This window comes from Ensifer sp. CCNWLY38 (assembly GCF_037120565.1).
Taxonomy (GTDB): Bacteria; Pseudomonadota; Alphaproteobacteria; order Rhizobiales; family Rhizobiaceae; genus Ensifer; species Ensifer adhaerens_H.
This window is the reverse complement of the sequence record NZ_JBBBBO010000012.1, coordinates 117,351-133,427: the sequence shown is the minus strand read 5'-3', so window position 1 is coordinate 133,427 and position 16,077 is coordinate 117,351. Positions and strand designations below refer to the sequence as shown.

At 63.3% G+C, this 16,077-nt stretch carries 13 protein-coding genes and 1 other RNA gene; 2 read left to right on the top strand and 12 right to left on the bottom strand.

What is annotated here, in order from left to right; all coding sequences use genetic code 11:
* Positions 1-29 precede the first annotated feature (29 nt).
* The 7 genes from truB to rimP all read right to left on the bottom strand — a co-directional run bounded on the left by truB (position 30) and on the right by rimP (position 7,719).
* Entirely contained in the window at positions 30-965 is a 936-nt protein-coding gene (gene truB, locus V7S54_RS24310; RefSeq protein ID WP_057247820.1) for a tRNA pseudouridine(55) synthase TruB, read from the bottom strand.
* Positions 966-973: 8 nt separating this feature from the next.
* Positions 974-1,381 carry a 30S ribosome-binding factor RbfA gene (gene rbfA, locus V7S54_RS24305; RefSeq protein ID WP_029742366.1) on the bottom strand — a complete coding sequence of 136 codons (408 nt, stop codon included), beginning with the start codon at positions 1,379-1,381 and terminating at the stop codon, positions 974-976.
* A 79-nt stretch (positions 1,382-1,460) separates the two neighbouring features.
* On the bottom strand, positions 1,461-1,916 hold the full coding sequence (locus V7S54_RS24300; protein ID WP_065372063.1) for a hypothetical protein: 456 nt from the start codon (positions 1,914-1,916) through the stop codon (positions 1,461-1,463).
* Positions 1,916-4,615, bottom strand: coding sequence for a translation initiation factor IF-2 (gene infB, locus V7S54_RS24295; protein WP_065372062.1), 2,700 nt, complete (start codon positions 4,613-4,615; stop codon positions 1,916-1,918). Before infB ends, V7S54_RS24300 begins: the two co-directional genes overlap by 1 nt.
* A 105-nt stretch (positions 4,616-4,720) precedes the next feature.
* A complete protein-coding gene (locus V7S54_RS24290) occupies positions 4,721-5,428 on the bottom strand; it encodes an RNA-binding protein (protein WP_065372061.1) in 708 nt (235 codons plus the stop codon).
* A 5-nt stretch (positions 5,429-5,433) separates the two neighbouring features.
* On the bottom strand, positions 5,434-7,053 hold the full coding sequence (gene nusA, locus V7S54_RS24285) for a transcription termination factor NusA (protein WP_065372060.1): 1,620 nt from the start codon (positions 7,051-7,053) through the stop codon (positions 5,434-5,436).
* 45 nt (positions 7,054-7,098) lie between these two features.
* A complete protein-coding gene (gene rimP / locus V7S54_RS24280; RefSeq protein ID WP_057247815.1) occupies positions 7,099-7,719 on the bottom strand; it encodes a ribosome maturation factor RimP in 621 nt (206 codons plus the stop codon).
* Between the two features lie 272 nt (positions 7,720-7,991).
* On the opposite strand from rimP, the gene V7S54_RS24275 reads away from it, so the two are divergent.
* On the top strand, positions 7,992-9,626 hold the full coding sequence (locus V7S54_RS24275) for an MFS transporter (protein ID WP_065372059.1): 1,635 nt from the start codon (positions 7,992-7,994) through the stop codon (positions 9,624-9,626).
* 116 nt (positions 9,627-9,742) lie between these two features.
* Here the strand turns inward: V7S54_RS24275 and V7S54_RS24270 are convergent, their stop codons facing one another.
* Positions 9,743-10,981: a lytic murein transglycosylase gene (locus tag V7S54_RS24270; protein WP_065372058.1), complete on the bottom strand. Its 1,239-nt coding sequence runs from the start codon at positions 10,979-10,981 to the stop codon at positions 9,743-9,745.
* Between the two features lie 43 nt (positions 10,982-11,024).
* Entirely contained in the window at positions 11,025-11,630 is a 606-nt protein-coding gene (gene recR / locus V7S54_RS24265) for a recombination mediator RecR (RefSeq protein WP_057247812.1), read from the bottom strand.
* Positions 11,631-11,770: 140 nt separating this feature from the next.
* Here recR and V7S54_RS24260 point away from each other — a divergent pair, with 140 nt between their 5' ends.
* On the top strand, positions 11,771-13,597 hold the full coding sequence (locus tag V7S54_RS24260) for a patatin-like phospholipase family protein (protein ID WP_065372057.1): 1,827 nt from the start codon (positions 11,771-11,773) through the stop codon (positions 13,595-13,597).
* Positions 13,598-13,661: 64 nt separating this feature from the next.
* On the opposite strand, the gene V7S54_RS24255 is transcribed toward V7S54_RS24260, so the two are convergent.
* The 3 genes from V7S54_RS24255 to ffs form a co-directional block, all read right to left on the bottom strand.
* On the bottom strand, positions 13,662-13,985 hold the full coding sequence (locus tag V7S54_RS24255) for a YbaB/EbfC family nucleoid-associated protein (protein ID WP_057247810.1): 324 nt from the start codon (positions 13,983-13,985) through the stop codon (positions 13,662-13,664).
* A 39-nt stretch (positions 13,986-14,024) separates the two neighbouring features.
* Positions 14,025-15,893, bottom strand: a complete 1,869-nt coding sequence (locus V7S54_RS24250; protein WP_065372056.1) for a DNA polymerase III subunit gamma/tau — start codon at positions 15,891-15,893, stop codon at positions 14,025-14,027.
* Positions 15,894-15,938: 45 nt separating this feature from the next.
* An RNA gene (gene ffs, locus V7S54_RS24245) (signal recognition particle sRNA small type) lies at positions 15,939-16,036 on the bottom strand.
* Between the last annotated feature and the right edge of the window lie 41 nt (positions 16,037-16,077).

The following is a 16,077-nucleotide window of genomic DNA, read 5'->3' as shown; positions in this document are numbered from 1 at the left end:
ATGGGGCAAAGGCAAACGCTTCCGGGCGCTTAGCCGGTGGCGAAAACACGCTTCGGGCGGAACTCACCCTCGGCGATCTCACCGATGGCAACCAGCTTGCCGCGTGCCGTCGCATAGGCTTCAGGCGTCGCAAGCGGCGCATCGCGGCCACGCAGGATGATGGGATTGCCCATTCTCAGGCGGTGCGCCTGATCATCGTTGACGGCGACATGCGGAAGGTTGGAAAGCGCTTCACCGGTTTCGATCAGGTAGGCGTCGAGCGCCGCCAGGCGTTCTTCGTCGCTCTCGATTTTCTCCAGCGCCACCAGATCGGCGAGCGGCACCATGTCCTCTTCACCAAACGGTGCGACAAAGGTGCGGCGCAGCGAGGCGATGTGGCCGAAACAACCGAGATCGCGGCCCATGTCACGCGCCAGCGAACGCACATAGGTGCCCTTGCCGCACTCGATTTCGAAATGCGCGAGATTGGGAGCGGCACCCAGCAGTGTCAGGCGATGGACCTCAACCTCGCGGGCCGGGATCTCGACCGTTTCGCCGTCGCGGGCGAGATCATAGGCGCGCTCGCCATCGATCTTGATCGCAGAGAACTGCGGCGGCACCTGGCTGATGACGCCGGTATATTTCGGCAGCAGCGCGCGGATCGCCTCTTCGTTCGGCCGTTCGGTCGAGGAATGCGTGACTTCGCCTTCGAGATCGTCGGTCGAGCGTTCCTCGCCCCAGGCAACGGTGAATTCGTAGATCTTGCGACCGTCCATCACGTAAGGAACGGTCTTTGTCGCATCACCGAGCGCGATCGGCAGCATGCCGGAAGCGAGAGGGTCGAGCGTGCCGGCATGGCCGGCCTTCTGGGCCTTGAACAGCCACTTGATCTTCGAGACGGCTTCGGTAGAGCCGAAGTCGAGCGGCTTGTCGAGGATCAGCCAGCCCGAGATCGGGCGGCCCTTGGGCTTACGCGGTTTGGACATGAAATCTACTATTCTTCGTCTTCGCTGGTCTGGTCGAGATCGCGGCTGACTTCCGGCGAACGCAGGAGTTCATCGATCTTCTTGTAGTTGTCGAAGCTCGTATCGTCGCGGAAACGAACGTCGGGCATGTATTTCATCTGCCGGAGCTGCGGGCCGAGGCGGCCGCGAATGTACTTGGCATTGCGGTTCAGCGCGTCGATGACCTCGGCGTGGTTGGGCACGCCGAGCGGCGTGACATAGGCCGTGGCGATCTTCAGGTCAGGCGACATGCGCACTTCCGAGATCGCGATAACGGTCTTCTCGATCACGGGGTCGCGAACCTCGCCGCGCTGCAGAACCTGCGTGATCGCAGCACGCACCTGTTCACCGACCCTCAGCATGCGCTGGGAAGGGGCAGAGGATGTGGCTTTGCTCATGGTCGTTGCTTTCCAAGGTATTGCACCCGTCCGGGGCGCAAACCGTTTTTACTCTTTAGCGTATTATACCTTCCGTGCCTCAGGCACGGGTAGCTCCGATTGTCCGCGCCCGCTTTCTTTGGCGCAGCGCCAGAAAAATTCCCGTTGCCGTCAGCAGGAGCGCAGTCACCAGATGGATCAATTCGAATTGCGGGTGAGCGCAACCCTCACTGATGGCGGACTGGAAGACTTGGTCTTCGGCTTCTCCCCAGGATGTTATGGCCACCAGCAAGAGAAGGCCGCCGAGAAGGCTCCCGACCCAAAGCAACGCCCGCAGACGCAACACCGTCGAACCGATCGCCAGACAAAGAAGCGCCGCCAAACCAACCCAATTGGTCAGAAACGCGGCCGCCTCGTTGAAAACAGTGAAATCCTGTCCGTCCCAGTCCGGGTAGAACTTGTCGCAAACCTCGGCGAAGGCCGGCGTCCACCAAAACGACACAACAGCGGCCAGGGCCGCCGTTGTGCAGATTTGCCGGGCTTTCGAAAGCCCCATCAGAGCGTCCGGGTGATATGCTCGACGCGGAAGCACTCGATCGTATCGCCGGCGCGGATGTCTTCGTAGTTCTCGAAGGCCATACCGCACTCCTGACCGACGTTGACTTCCGAGACTTCGTCCTTGAAGCGCTTGAGGGTCTTGAGCTTGCCTTCGTGGATAACGACGTTGTCGCGAACCAGGCGGACGCCGACGCCACGCTCGACCTTGCCCTCGGTGACGCGGCAACCCGCGACCTTGCCGACCTTGGTGATGTTGAACACCTCCAGTATCTCGGCGTTGCCGAGGAAGGTTTCGCGGCGCTCCGGCGAGAGCAGACCGGACATCGCCGCCTTCACGTCATCCACCAGATCGTAGATGATGTTGTAGTAGCGGATTTCGATGCCGGCGCGCTCGGCGGCCGAACGGGCCTGTGAGTTGGCGCGGACGTTGAAGCCGATGATCGCGGCGTTCGACGCTTCGGCGAGCGAGATGTCGGATTCGGTGATACCACCGGCACCCGAATGCACGATGCGTGCACGCACTTCGTCGGTTCCGAGCTTGTCGAGAGCACCGGCGATCGCTTCGATCGAACCCTGCACGTCGCCCTTGATGACCAGCGGGAACTCCTTGAGACCGGAGGTCTGGAGCTGGGTCATCATCTGCTCGAGCGAGCCGCGCGAGCCGGACTGGCGAGCAACCTGCTTCTCGCGAGCGAGACGCTGGCGGTACTCGGAGATCTCGCGAGCACGGCTTTCGTTTTCGACGACGGCAAACTTGTCACCGGCGGCCGGCGTACCCGAAAGGCCGAGAACCTCGACCGGCATCGACGGACCGGCTTCCTTGACGTGTTCGCCCTTGTCGTTGACCAGCGCGCGTACACGGCCCCACTGATCACCGGCGACGATGATCTGGCCCGGACGCAGCGTGCCCTTCTGGACGAGGACGGTGGCAACCGCACCGCGACCACGGTCAAGCTCGGCTTCAACCACCGTACCTTCGGCCGTCCGGTTCGGGTTGGCCTTGAGGTCGAGGATTTCCGACTGAAGCAGGATCGCTTCGAGCAGCTTGTCGAGGTTGGTGCCGTTCTTCGCGGAGACTTCCACGTCGAGAACTTCACCGCCCATGGATTCGACGAAGACTTCGTGCTGCAGCAGCTCGGTGCGAACCTTCTGCGGGTTCGCCGTCGGCTTGTCGACCTTGTTGATCGCCACGATGATCGGAACACCGGCCGCCTTGGCGTGGTTGATCGATTCGATCGTCTGCGGCATCACGCTGTCGTCGGCCGCAACCACCAGGATCGCGATGTCGGTCGCCTGGGCACCACGGGCACGCATGGCGGTGAACGCCGCGTGGCCGGGGGTGTCGATGAAGGTGATCTTGTTGCCGTTCTGCTCGACCTGATAGGCGCCGATGTGCTGGGTGATGCCACCGGCTTCGCCGGCCACCACGTTGGCGTGGCGGATCGCATCGAGCAGCGAGGTCTTGCCGTGGTCGACGTGACCCATGATCGTGACGATCGGCGGACGCGGCAGCAGTTCCTCGTCGGAATCGGTCACGTTGAAGATGCCCTCTTCGACGTCGGATTCCGAGACGCGCTTGACCGTGTGGCCGAATTCGCCGGCGATGAGTTCAGCCATGTCGGCGTCGATCAGATCGCCGGGCTTCATCATCTGGCCTTCCTTCATCAGGTACTTGATGACGTCGACGGCGCGTTCGGACATGCGCTGCGACAGTTCCTGAATCGTGATGGTCTCAGGCAGGATGACTTCGCGCGAGATCTTCTCGCGGGTTTCCTGCATCTGGCTGCGCTTGAACTTCTCCTGGCGGCGACGCATGGCCGACAGCGAACGGGCGCGCTGGCCGCCATCCTCGTCGACGGCAGCCGTCAGCGTCAGCTTGCCCTGGCGGCGACCGTCGTCGCCCTTCGGGCGGGCCGGAACCTTGGCGGGCTCGGGACGCACGACCTTGCCGCGTGCCGGACCTGCGCCGGGACGCGGACCGCGATCGTCATCCTTTTCGTTGTCGACCTTACGGCCGCGCAGAGCGCCGGCCGGAGCCGGGGTCGGAAGTCCAGTTGCCGCTTCAGCAGGCCGTGCAGCCTGCGGGCGGTTGTCGACGCGACGCTCAGTGGAAGCCGGTGTGCGAGCTGCCACGGGGCGCTCTTCGACAACCTCTTCGGCCTTTGCTTCAGGCTCGACAGCCGGGCGGGCCGCTTCTTCAGCGGCGCGGCGTGCGGCCTCTTCCTTCTCCTGAAGGAGACGGGCTTCTTCCTCGCGCTTGCGGCGTGCTTCGTTCTCAGCGCGGATGACCGCTTCTTCGGCGTCGCGGATCTGCGCTTCGGCGAGAGCACGGCGGCGTGCATCGATCTCACCGGCGGAAAGCTGGTTCAGAACGACACCGACACGCGGACGGTTGGCCTGGTTGGCTTCCTGGCGCGTCGAGTGCTGCTGCGGCTGCGGTGCCGGGCGGCCGGAAGGCTGCGGCTGAGCCGGACGCTGTTCGACCGGGCGTGCTGCGGGAGCCGCGGCAACCGGCGTGATCGGGCGCTCGTCCTTGGGGCGATGGAAGGGGCGTTTCTTGGTTTCGACCACGACCGCCTTGGTGCGGCCACGGCCCATGTCCTGACGCACGGTCCCCTGCGAAACCCCGTGGGGTTTCAGGGTCAGCGTCTTCTTGCCTGCTGCGCTGCCTGTCTTGTCGTCGTTGTTGTCGGTCATTCCGTTCCGTTCCTAGCGATCAGGGCCGGATGCGTATCACCTGACCCTGTCTTCCAAATTGTCTCAAACAATGTACGCGATGCCGGCTGTCGCCGGTGACGCGCGTCATTGCTGTGGCTTGCCAGCGCCGCCTTCGGCCCGGACCGGGACGGATCCTCGGTACTTTTCGAGCATGATTGCGCGCTTCACTACACCCTCACCCGCCTGCCCTGCAAGCGCTGCGGCATGGATAAAAGCATTACTTCCTAAAAGGCCCTCCATTTCCGCCCCGGTGAAGGGACGGAACGAAGGTATTTCCATTTCATCATCGGCCACGAAGCTCATCGCCTTGCGGGCCTGGTCTATCTTGCGCACGCCGTCGGCCGCAGCGTCGCTCGCATGGAAAACGGCAAGCGCTGCAAGACCGCGCACGGCCTGCTCCGTCTTCGTCGCACCGGAGATGAACTGCGCCGCCTTGCGCGCCATGTTCATCATTCCGGCCAGTTGCTCGGCGAGCAGCCGGTCGACGTCGTCGGCGAGCGTCGCGTCGGCCTTGACGTCCGCCTTCAGGGCGCGGGCGAAGAACTTCTTCGCCACCGCCTTTTCAACCAGCGCCCGCTCGGCCTTCACCCAGCAGCCGCGTCCCGGAAGCTGACGCTTCAGATCCGGAACGACGCGACCGTCGGGCCCGGCAACGAAGCGGATCAACTCATCCGGCGAACCGCTTTCGCGGGTCACAATGCAGGTCCGCGTGCTGCCGTTCCGATCCTTCGGGCCCCCATCTAAGGGCAGCGTGTCCGAAGGCAGGCTGTCGGCATCATCAGAGGCGGTCATCGTCCTTAAGCGTCCTGCTCGGCGCCTTCGGCAACGTCGATCGGCTCTTCGCCTTCGACCTCATCGCTTGCCAGGTCCTCTTCCGTGATCCAGCCGGCCGCAAGGCGCGCCTGAACGATCATGGTTTCGGCTTCGGCGCGCGAAACGTCGAACTTCGAGAAGGTGCCCTCGAAGCGCTTGGTCTCGCCGTCCTTACGTTCGCTCCAGCCGACGAGATCGTCAGCGGCACAGCCGGCAAAGTCCTCGATCGTCTTGATGCCTTCTTCGCCGAGCGCAACGAGCATCTGGCTCGTCAGGCCGTCGATCGAGCGCAGTTCGTCGGCAACGCCGAGTTCCTTGCGCTTGGCATCCATTTCCGCTTCGAGCTTGTCGAGGAATTCGCGCGCACGGGTCTGGATTTCGGTCGCGGTCTCCTCGTCGAAGCCATCGATCGACGAGATTTCGTCGAGATCGACATAGGCCAGCTCCTCGACGGCGGCAAAGCCTTCGGACGCCAGAACCTGGCCGACCATTTCGTCGACGTCGAGCGCGTCCATGAACAGGTTGGTGCGCTCGGTGAATTCCTTCTGGCGACGCTCGCTCTCTTCCTGTTCGGTGAGGATGTCGATGTCCCAGCCGGTCAGCTGCGAGGCGAGGCGAACGTTCTGGCCGCGACGACCGATGGCGAGCGACAGCTGCTCGTCCGGAACGACCACTTCGATGCGCTCTGCATCCTCGTCGAGAACGACCTTGGCCACTTCCGCCGGCTGCAGCGCGTTGACGATGAACGATGCCGGATCCTGCGACCACGGAATGATGTCGATCTTTTCGCCCTGCAGTTCGCCGACGACGGCCTGAACGCGCGAACCGCGCATACCGACGCAGGCGCCGACCGGATCGATCGACGAGTCGTTCGAGACAACGGCGATCTTGGCGCGCGAACCCGGGTCACGGGCAACCGACTTGATCTGGATGATGCCGTCGTAGATCTCAGGCACTTCCATGGTGAAGAGCTTCACCATGAACTGCGGGTGGGTACGCGACAGGAAGATCTGCGGACCACGCTGCTCGCGGCGCACGTCGTAGACGAAGGCGCGGACGCGGTCGCCATAACGCATGTTTTCGCGCGGGATCATCTCGTCGCGGCGGATGATGCCTTCACCGCGGCCGAGATCGACGATGACGTTGCCATATTCGACGCGCTTGACCGTGCCGTTGACGATCTCGCCGACGCGATCCTTGAATTCGTCGAACTGGCGATCACGCTCGGCTTCGCGAACCTTCTGCACGATGACCTGCTTGGCGGACTGGGCGGCGATACGGCCGAAGTCCATCGGCGGCAGCGGGTCGGCGATGAAATCACCGAGCTTGGCGTCCGGATTGCGATCGCGAGCAAGTTCGAGCGGGATCTGCGTGGAATAGTCGTCAGCCTTTTCGACCACTTCCAGAAGACGCTGCAGGCGGATTTCACCGGTCTTGGAGTTGATGTCGGCGCGGATGTTCGATTCCGACCCATAGCGCGAGCGGGCGGCCTTCTGGATCGCATCGGCCATTGCGGCCAGAACGATCTCGCGGTCGATCACCTTTTCACGCGCGACGGCATCCGCGATCTGCAGAAGCTCGAGCCGGTTAGCACTGACTGCCATGTCTTATCTCCGTTGGGTTGCAGGGGGCTTCACGCTCCGCCCGACTTATTCCTCAATAGGTGAATCTTCGTCTTCGAAATTCTCGTTCGCGGCGCGCTCGGCCTTCGCCTTCTTATCGGCCGTCAGCGCATCACGGATCAGATCGTCGGTCAGGATCAGCCGCGCTTCGGCAAGCGTGGTGAACGGGATGACGACGACAGGTTCCTCGCCGTACGCGGGCTGATCGCGCTCAAGCCGGAAACCATCATCATCGACGGAAACGATCTTGCCGCGGAACCGCTTGCGGCCATCGACCAGAACCGACGTCTCGCATTTCAGCAGGTGCCCCTGCCAGCGAAAGAAGTCGGACTTGCGCACCATGGGGCGGTCGATGCCAGCCGACGACACTTCGAGATGATACGCCTTGTCGATCGGATCTTCCACATCGAGCACCGGCGAAATGGCCTTGGAGATCTCTTCGCAATCCTCGACGGTCATGGTGCCGTCGTTGCGCTCGGCCATGATCTGCAACGTCAGGCCGTTCTGGCCGGACATGCGCACGCGCACCAGGCGATAGCCCATCGGCACGATGACCGGCTCGATGATGTCGGCAATGCGCTGGTCGAGACCGGTTTCGGTGATCAGACGCGGTTCATTTGCATTTTCAGCCGTTGTCGTATCGGACAAACGATCATCTCCTCATCGGACCGGCTAATAAAAAAGAGCGGGTCCTGACGGGCCCACTCTTCATCTACCGATCAAGAATTTGAGGCTCATATACGCTTCATCGCCGCAAATTGCAAGGCGTTGGGCCATCCGCTCCAAATGCGCCGATCCGCTCGCAGACGACGATCTTCGATAACAAGGTCAATTTCAGCGGGTGGCACTTCGCGTCCTCGGGCCTATAACAGGGATAGAACCGCTTCGGGACGACAATCAAGGACAAGAGAGAAGACGAGGTGCCCCACCGTAATTCGCCGCTTGCACCCTTCAAGCACGACATCTTCCGCACGATCTGGATCGCGAGTCTCGCATCCAACTTCGGCGGCCTCATCCAATCGGTCGGCGCCGCCTGGCTGATGACCTCGATCTCACCTTCAGCGAACATGGTGGCACTGGTACAGGCATCGACCTCGCTGCCGATCATGCTCTTCTCGCTCGTCTCGGGCGCACTTGCCGATAATTTCGATCGGCGGCGGATCATGCTGGTGGCGCAGTGTTTCATGCTTTCCGTCTCGGCGCTTCTGACCATCTGCGCCTATGTCGGACTGATCACGCCCTGGCTGCTCCTGCTCTTCACCTTCCTCATCGGCTGCGGCACGGCGCTCAACAACCCATCCTGGCAGGCCTCGGTCGGCGACATGGTCCCGCGCGACGACCTGCCGGCGGCAGTCGCCTTGAACAGCATGGGCTTCAACATCACCCGCAGCGTCGGCCCGGCGATCGGCGGCGCGATCGTTGCCGCAGCCGGTGCTGCCGCCGCCTTCTTCGCCAACACGCTCAGCTACTTCGCGATCCTCTTTGCGCTGGTGCGCTGGCGGCGGGAGGTGCCGACGAACACCTTGCCGCGCGAGACGCTCGGCCGCGCCATATCCGCGGGCCTGCGCTATGTCGCCATGTCGCCGAACATCGGCAAGGTGCTGCTGCGCGGTTTCCTCTTCGGTCTTTCGGCAAGCGCGATCCTCGCGCTGCTGCCGCTCGTCGCTCGCGATCTCGTTCAAGGCGGGCCGCTCACCTACGGCCTGATGCTCGGCGCCTTCGGCCTCGGCGCGATCGGCGGGGCGCTGCTCAGCGCGCGACTGAGGGAGAAGCTGTCGAGCGAGGCAATCGTGCGCATCGCATTCACCGGCTTTGCCGCGAGCGCCGCGATCACGGCCTGGAGCACCTATGCCTGGCTCAGCTGTCTCGTGCTGCTCGTCTCCGGCGCCTGCTGGGTGCTGGCGCTGTCGCTGTTCAACACGACCGTGCAGCTCTCGACGCCGCGCTGGGTCGTTGGCCGGGCGCTGTCGCTCTACCAGACGATGACCTTCGGCGGCATCGCCGGCGGCAGCTGGCTCTGGGGCACGGCGGCCGAACAATATGGCGCCGCCAATGCGCTGATGGGCTCCTGTCTGCTGATGTTCGCTGGCGTCGTGGTCGGCTTCCGGCTGCCGCTGCCGGAGTTCACTTCGCTCAATCTCGATCCGCTCAACCGCTTCAACGAACCGCCGCTCGAATTGGACCTGAAGCCGCGCAGCGGCCCGATCGTCATCATGATCGACTACGAGATCGCCGACGACGATATCCCCGAGTTCCTGACGACCATGGCGGAACGCCGGCGCATCCGCATCCGTGACGGTGCCGGACACTGGGCACTGATGCGCGACCTCGAAAACCCGACGACCTGGACCGAGACCTATCACGTGCCGACCTGGGTCGAATATGTGCGCCACAACCAGCGCCGCACCCAGGCCGACGCTGCCGTCGGCGACAAGCTGACGGCGCTGCACAGCGGTGCAGCACCACCGCGCGTGCACCGGATGATCGAACGCCAGACGATCGTGCCGACGCATTACGAGCGCTACAAACGCCAGGTGAATGTCGACATGCACTAAATGCCGTTGCCAGCCCCCATGCTGACATTGACCAATGCAACGAAAGAGGCCCTGTCACGCAGGGCCTCTTTCGGTTCAGCTTGAGAGAGCGTCGACGCCTCTGGTTGGAACTTGCCTTAGCGCAGCTTCGCCTTCAGCGAGGCATCGGGGAAGCAGGTGGCGGCAAGCCCGCTCTTTGCCTGCCAGTCGCCTAGCGAGCGGCGCGTCTTGTAGCCGGGAAGGCCGTCGACCTTGCCGACGTCATAGCCCTTGGCGACGAGCGCCTTCTGCATGGCGAGAACGTCCGAGCGCAGCATGTTGCCGACGTCGCCCCAGTTGCCGCGGAACGCGCCGCCGCCGGTGGCGATGCGGTCGGCGAGATTGCCGATGAAGAGCGCATAGAGGTCGGAGTTGTTGTACTCCTTGAGCACATAGAAATTCGGCGTGACGATGAACTCCGGACCGTGCCGGCCGGCCGGCACCAGCATCATCGAGGATGCCGACAGTTCGTGCGACGGGAAGGCCTTGCCGGAAATCCGCGTGATGCCCTTGTCCGCCCAAATGGACAGAGGTTGAGCGAGGTCCGGGCCTTCCTGTGCGCAGGAGACGGCGTCGGGGATCGAAACCTCGAAGCCCCAGTCCCGGTTGCGCTTCCAGCCCTTCTTGACGAGATAGTTGGCGATCGACGCCAGGCTGTCCGGCACCGAATTCCAGATGTCGCGGCGGCCGTCGCCGTCGAAGTCGACGGCATATTGCAGGAAGCTCGACGGCATGAACTGCGGCTGGCCCATGGCGCCGGCCCAGGAGCCGCGCATTGCCGCCTCATTGACGTCGCCGCTGTCGAGAATGTGCAGCGCCGCGATCAGCTCGCGCCTGAAAAGGTCGGGCCGCGTCGACATGAAGGCCTTCGTCGCCAGCACATCAACGACCGGATAGGGGATCTTGGCACGGCCGAAGCCGGATTCACGCCCCCAGATCGCCACGACCACCGAGGCCGGCACGCCATAGGTGCGCTCGATTTTCTTCAGGGTCGACGCATGGGTGGAGGCAAGGCTGCGGCCGGTTGCCGCCAGACCTTGCAGGCGCTTCTCCGAGAAGTAGCTGCCGGGCGAGGAGAACTCCGCCTGGCTCTGCTTCTGCTCTTTCGGCTTCGGGAATCCGGGAGGCGCCAGATCCGGAAGATCCCAGTTGAGCTTCACGTCGGCGAAGGCCGCCTTGAACGAGCCTGCGGAAATGCCCGCCTTCTTCGCTTCCGGCCAGAGATCGTTCTGGAGCCAGGTGCGAAACTCAGCCTCGACATCCGCCTTGGTGGCGGCATGCGCGAACCCCAGCCAGCCACAGAGCAACAGTGTCGAAAATAAAAGAAGTCTCAGCATCTGGCTTCCCTATCGGTTGGATCGCGGGGTTCGAAAGCGTCGCTCAGATCGACGTGCGGGCGCGAAGGGCGGCCGCCAGCGTGCCCTCGTCGAGATAGTCGAGTTCACCGCCAACAGGTACGCCATGGGCAAGCCGGGTGATCTTCACCTCCATGCCCTCGAGCTGGTCGGTGATGTAGTGCGCCGTGGTCTGGCCCTCGACCGTCGCATTGACGGCGATGATCAGTTCGCGGACGCCGCCATTGGCGACGCGCTGGACAAGTCCTTTGATGTTGAGGTCTTCAGGGCCGACGCCATCGAGTGGGGAGAGCGTGCCGCCAAGTACGTGGTAGGCGGCGTTCATCGCGCCGGCGCGCTCCAGCGCCCAGAGGTCGGAAACGTCCTCGACGACGATGATGACCGACTGGTCGCGACGCTCGTCGGAGCAGACGGTGCAGGGATCGATCGTATCGACATTGCCACAGCAGGAGCAGATCCGAACCTTGCGGTGCGCCTCGCCCATCGCGTCCGCGAGCGGCCCCAGCAACTGGTCCTTCTTCTTGACGAGATGGAGGGCGGCGCGCCGCGCCGAACGCGGCCCGAGCCCCGGGACTTTTGCCAGGAGCTGGATGAGTTTTTCGATTTCGGGGCCGGTGACTCGTTTTGCCATGCGGCGCTTTTAGCCCATATCGAGCCCGAACGGAATCGACTTCGCACACTGCAGTGGGCCATCGCAAAGGGCGCAGGAGAAATCGGCGTGCATTCGACAAAGGCGCAATCTATTGTTGATTGCAGCAGATGGAGGCTCCGATGACCGATACGCCATTCCGCTATACAGCCCCCAGCGATGAATGCGATCTGATCATGAAAGGCGGCATCACCTCGGGTGTCGTCTTCCCGCGCGCCATCACCGAACTCGCGACCCGCTACCGCTTCATGCATATCGGCGGCACATCGGCCGGTGCGATTGCCGCCGTCATGACGGCGGCTGCCGAATACCGACGCCAAAGTGCCGCAACGGCGGACGAGAAAAACGCTGGCTTCGCGCTGATCGATGCGATGCCGAAGGAGCTGGCCGCCAATCTCCCGACCTTCTTCCAGCCATCGGCGGAAACAGCGCCGCTCTTTCGCATCGGGATGGCGATGGTGCGAACGCAGGGAAGCAAGGTGGTGGCGGCAGCCCTGGAGGCCCTCAGGGTTTTTCACTTGGCGTTGCTCCTTGCCGCCCTCCCCGGCCTCACGCTGATCGTCGCCGGCATCGCCTCGACCGACTGGGCGCTTGGCATCCTGGGGGCGCTCGTCGTCCTGATCGGCGCGATTGCGATGTTGACTTATCAGCTCTATCGCGCGGTCGCGGTGGTGCTGCCGGCCCACGACTTCGGCCTATGCAGCGGCCTGACCCAACCGGGCGCGAAGAAACCTGCATTCACCAACTGGATTGCCGAGCGGATCGAAGCCATTGCCGGCCCGGTTCGTCCCGACGGAGAATCCCGCCCGCTGACCATCGGCGACCTTGAGACCTATGACATCACGCTGAAAAGCGTCACCACTGACCTCGCCTCGCGGCGTCCCTATGAGCTGCCCTTCGGCGACCGGGTGCACAATTACCGCAAGTCGGAATTCGAGAGGCTGTTTCCGCCGTCCATCATGAGCTACCTCCTGAAGGAGAGCAAACCACGCGACATCGTGGGGCCGGATGGCGTGCGGGATTTCTACCAGCTACCGCCGGCAAAGAAGCTGCCGGTGGCGATCATCGCCCGCATGAGTCTCAGCTTCCCCGGATTGATCCGCGGCGTTCCACTCTATCGCTACGATTATTCCCTGCGCGCGGCAGCCCGGCGCGATCCGTCGACCCATATCCGCTGCCTGTTTTCCGATGGCGGCATCACCAGCAATTTCCCGATCCATTTGTTCGACGGACTGCTGCCCGGTCGCCCGACCTTCGGTATTTCGCTGACGAGTTACGATCCGAGGCGCCATGGCGAGGATGAGGACGGATCAGGTGGCAGCCGCGTGCACCTTCCGCGCCGTACGGCCGAAGGCAAAGCCACGCCGGTCTATCCGGTCGAGGGGCTTTTCGCCTTCGTTGCTGCGATCCTCGACACTGCCCGCAATTGGCAGGACACGCTGCAGAGCCAGTTGCACGGCTACAGCGAGCGCATCGTCGAGGTGAGGCTCGATGACGCCAAGGAAGGCGGGCTCAATCTCGACATGGATGGGGAAACCTTGAATTTCCTCAGCATGCTCGGCGGCAAGGCCGGCGATGTCGTGCTCAAGAATTTCGACTTCAACGAACATCGATGGCGCCGAGCGATGACGATGCTGCCGACACTTTCCGAGTCGCTGCGCAAGCTGTCCAATCGTTACATGGAACCGCCGACAGAGCGCAGGATCGATTATCCGGCGATCCTCACGGAATACGATCCGACCGGCCTGGTCGGCGTTACAAAGGCTGACCGCCTGGCGCTGAACGAGCTTACCCTGAAGCTCGCAGCCATAGGCGCCGAACTCGATCGGCGCCCCATTCCTCCAGCTTCCAGCCAGAAGGTGGATCTCAGGATCACCGCCAGCATGGATACCAATCCGCGCGGGGCGAACCCGCCGCGGCCGGACACGCCACCCGCGCCCAATCAATAGAGCGGAATGAGGAAAAATGCGCGCGGTTTTCCGCCCGCATCCCGCTCCAACTCTTTCAAACCGGTCAGAACGGCAGCTTCATGCCGGGCGGGATCGGCAGGCCGGCGGTCAGTTCGGCGGTCTTTTCCGCCTGGACGGCTTCGGCCTTGTCCTTGGCGTCCTTGTGGGCGGCGACGATCAGATCTTCGAGGATCTCGACGTCATCTTCCTTGAAGAGCGAAGGATCGATCTTCAGGCTCTTGAGGGTGCCCTTGCCGTCGAGGCGGACGGTCACCAGACCACCGCCGGAAGTGCCGTCGACTTCGAGTGCGGCGATCTCCGCCTGCATCTTCTCCATCTTCGCCTGCATTTCCTTGACCTTGCCCATCATCCCCATGATGTCGCGCATCGTCGTCTCCTGTTCTTCTGTTTCTGCTCGCAGACGGGACTATTCGATGTCGTCGCCAGGGACGATATCGCCGTCGGCGGATTCGGCTGTAGCCGGAGCAACGCTCTCGGCCTCTTCCTCGACGGCGCGAATGCGCACGTCGGTGATCTTGGCGCCCGGAAAGCGGGCAAGAATGGCCGCGACATCGGGGTCTTGGCGCGCATCGTTGACGCGCTGCTCCTGCGCCCGCTGTTCGGCTTCGATCAGCGTCGGCTCACCGCGCTCGCGGCTGTAGCTGACGATCCAATGGATGCCGGTCCATTCCTTGAGCTTGACCGCCACCTCGCCAAGCAGCGTCTTCGGTGCGTCGTCAGACACGTTGACGTCGAGGCGGCCGGGCTCGATATGCACGAGGCGCAGGAAACCGCGCACCAGCGTCTTCAGCTTGATGTCGCGGTTCTTGGCGCAAAGTTCGGCGATGTCGGCGATCGAATTGACCGGCACAGACGGCTGCGGCTTGGCGGCCGGGGCTACGGCGGGTCGCTCCTCGATACGGCCGACAGTGACCGGCTGGGGTGCTGCATCCGGCACGGCGCGCAACATGGTCGCGCCATTGCTCGTCTGGCGCTGAACCGGCATCGCCTGGGTGGCCTGCGCTGAAATCGAGCCCGAGGCGGAAGCCTGCGCCCCGCCGCCATTGCCACCAACCGGCCCCGAACGGGCGCCGCCGCCTTCACCGCCGGAAAGCTCAAGCACGCGTCGCGCAGCCTCTTCCGGCGCCGGCAGATGTGCCGCATGCGCCAGCCGGATCAGGACCATTTCGGCCGCACCCGCCGGGCGCGACGAACTTTCGGCCTCCGGAATGCCCCTGAGCAGCATCTGCCAGATACGCGAGAGTGCGGTGACCGCAACGCTTTCGGCAAAGACGGCACCGCGGGTGCGCTCGATCTCGCTTAGCGACTGATCGTTGACCGCCTCCGGCACGTATTTCATGCGGGTGACGAGATGGGTAAAGTCGGCAAGGTCGGTCAGCACGACCGTCGGATTGGCGCCGGCCTCGTATTGCGCGGTAAATTCCTGGAGTGCGGCGGCAACATCGCCTTTGACGACATGGTCGAAGAGATCAACGATGCGGGCGCGGTCGGCAAGGCCCAACATGGAGCGCACGGTCTCGACCTCGACCGCACCGCCGCCGTGTGCAATCGCCTGGTCGAGCAGCGACAGGCCGTCACGCGCCGAGCCTTCGGCGGCGCGGGCGACCATGGCGAGCGCTTCCGGATCGAAGGAAACGCCTTCCTTGCCGAGGATCGTCGAAAACAGGCCGACGAGATCAGACGCGCTGATGCGACGCAGATCGAAGCGCTGGCAGCGCGACAGAACCGTGATCGGAACCTTGCGGATTTCGGTGGTGGCGAAGATGAACTTCACATGCTCCGGCGGCTCTTCGAGCGTCTTCAACAGGCCGTTGAAAGCCTGGGTCGAGAGCATGTGCACTTCGTCGATGATGTAGACCTTGTAGCGCGCCGATACCGGACGGTAGCGCACCTGCTCGATGATCTCGCGGATGTCATCGATACCTGTATGCGAGGCGGCGTCCATTTCGATGACGTCGACATGGCGGCCGTCCATGATCGCCTGGCAGTGTTCGCCCGGTACGCGCAGGTCGATCGTCGGCCTGTCGATGTCTGATGTCTTGTAGTTCAGAGCACGGGCGAGGATGCGGGCGGTGGTGGTCTTGCCGACCCCGCGCACCCCGGTCAGCATATAGGCCTGCGCGATGCGCCCAGTTTCAAAAGCGTTGGTGAGCGTGCGCACCATCGGCTCCTGGCCGACCATCAGGTCGGAGAAATCCTTGGGGCGGTACTTGCGCGCCAGAACACGGTAGGCGGCTGGTTTCTCAACGGATGAAATGGACGTGTCGTCGCTCATCGACCCTGCCGCTGTTCGAACTCTTGTCCCGACAGGACGGAAAAGGTGGGAGGCTGGCACGATGACCCGTGCCGGGGCTCGTTAGGGCTGCTTCCTTCCGGACCTGACCCGGTTGGCGAGTGGCTCGTCCACCACCAACCTCCCGGCTTCCATATCGGCAATATCGAAAGCAAATGCAAGCCAA

Coding starts and splice junctions, on each gene's coding strand:
- truB (WP_057247820.1), bottom strand. CDS start 965: ATGTCCAAACCGCGTAAGCCCAAGGGCCGCCCGATCTCGGGCTGGCTG.
- rbfA (WP_029742366.1), bottom strand. CDS start 1,381: ATGAGCAAAGCCACATCCTCTGCCCCTTCCCAGCGCATGCTGAGGGTC.
- V7S54_RS24300 (WP_065372063.1), bottom strand. CDS start 1,916: ATGGGGCTTTCGAAAGCCCGGCAAATCTGCACAACGGCGGCCCTGGCC.
- infB (WP_065372062.1), bottom strand. CDS start 4,615: ATGACCGACAACAACGACGACAAGACAGGCAGCGCAGCAGGCAAGAAG.
- V7S54_RS24290 (WP_065372061.1), bottom strand. CDS start 5,428: ATGACCGCCTCTGATGATGCCGACAGCCTGCCTTCGGACACGCTGCCC.
- nusA (WP_065372060.1), bottom strand. CDS start 7,053: ATGGCAGTCAGTGCTAACCGGCTCGAGCTTCTGCAGATCGCGGATGCC.
- V7S54_RS24270 (WP_065372058.1), bottom strand. CDS start 10,981: ATGCTGAGACTTCTTTTATTTTCGACACTGTTGCTCTGTGGCTGGCTG.
- recR (WP_057247812.1), bottom strand. CDS start 11,630: ATGGCAAAACGAGTCACCGGCCCCGAAATCGAAAAACTCATCCAGCTC.
- V7S54_RS24260 (WP_065372057.1), top strand. CDS start 11,771: ATGACCGATACGCCATTCCGCTATACAGCCCCCAGCGATGAATGCGAT.
- V7S54_RS24255 (WP_057247810.1), bottom strand. CDS start 13,985: ATGCGCGACATCATGGGGATGATGGGCAAGGTCAAGGAAATGCAGGCG.
- V7S54_RS24250 (WP_065372056.1), bottom strand. CDS start 15,893: ATGAGCGACGACACGTCCATTTCATCCGTTGAGAAACCAGCCGCCTAC.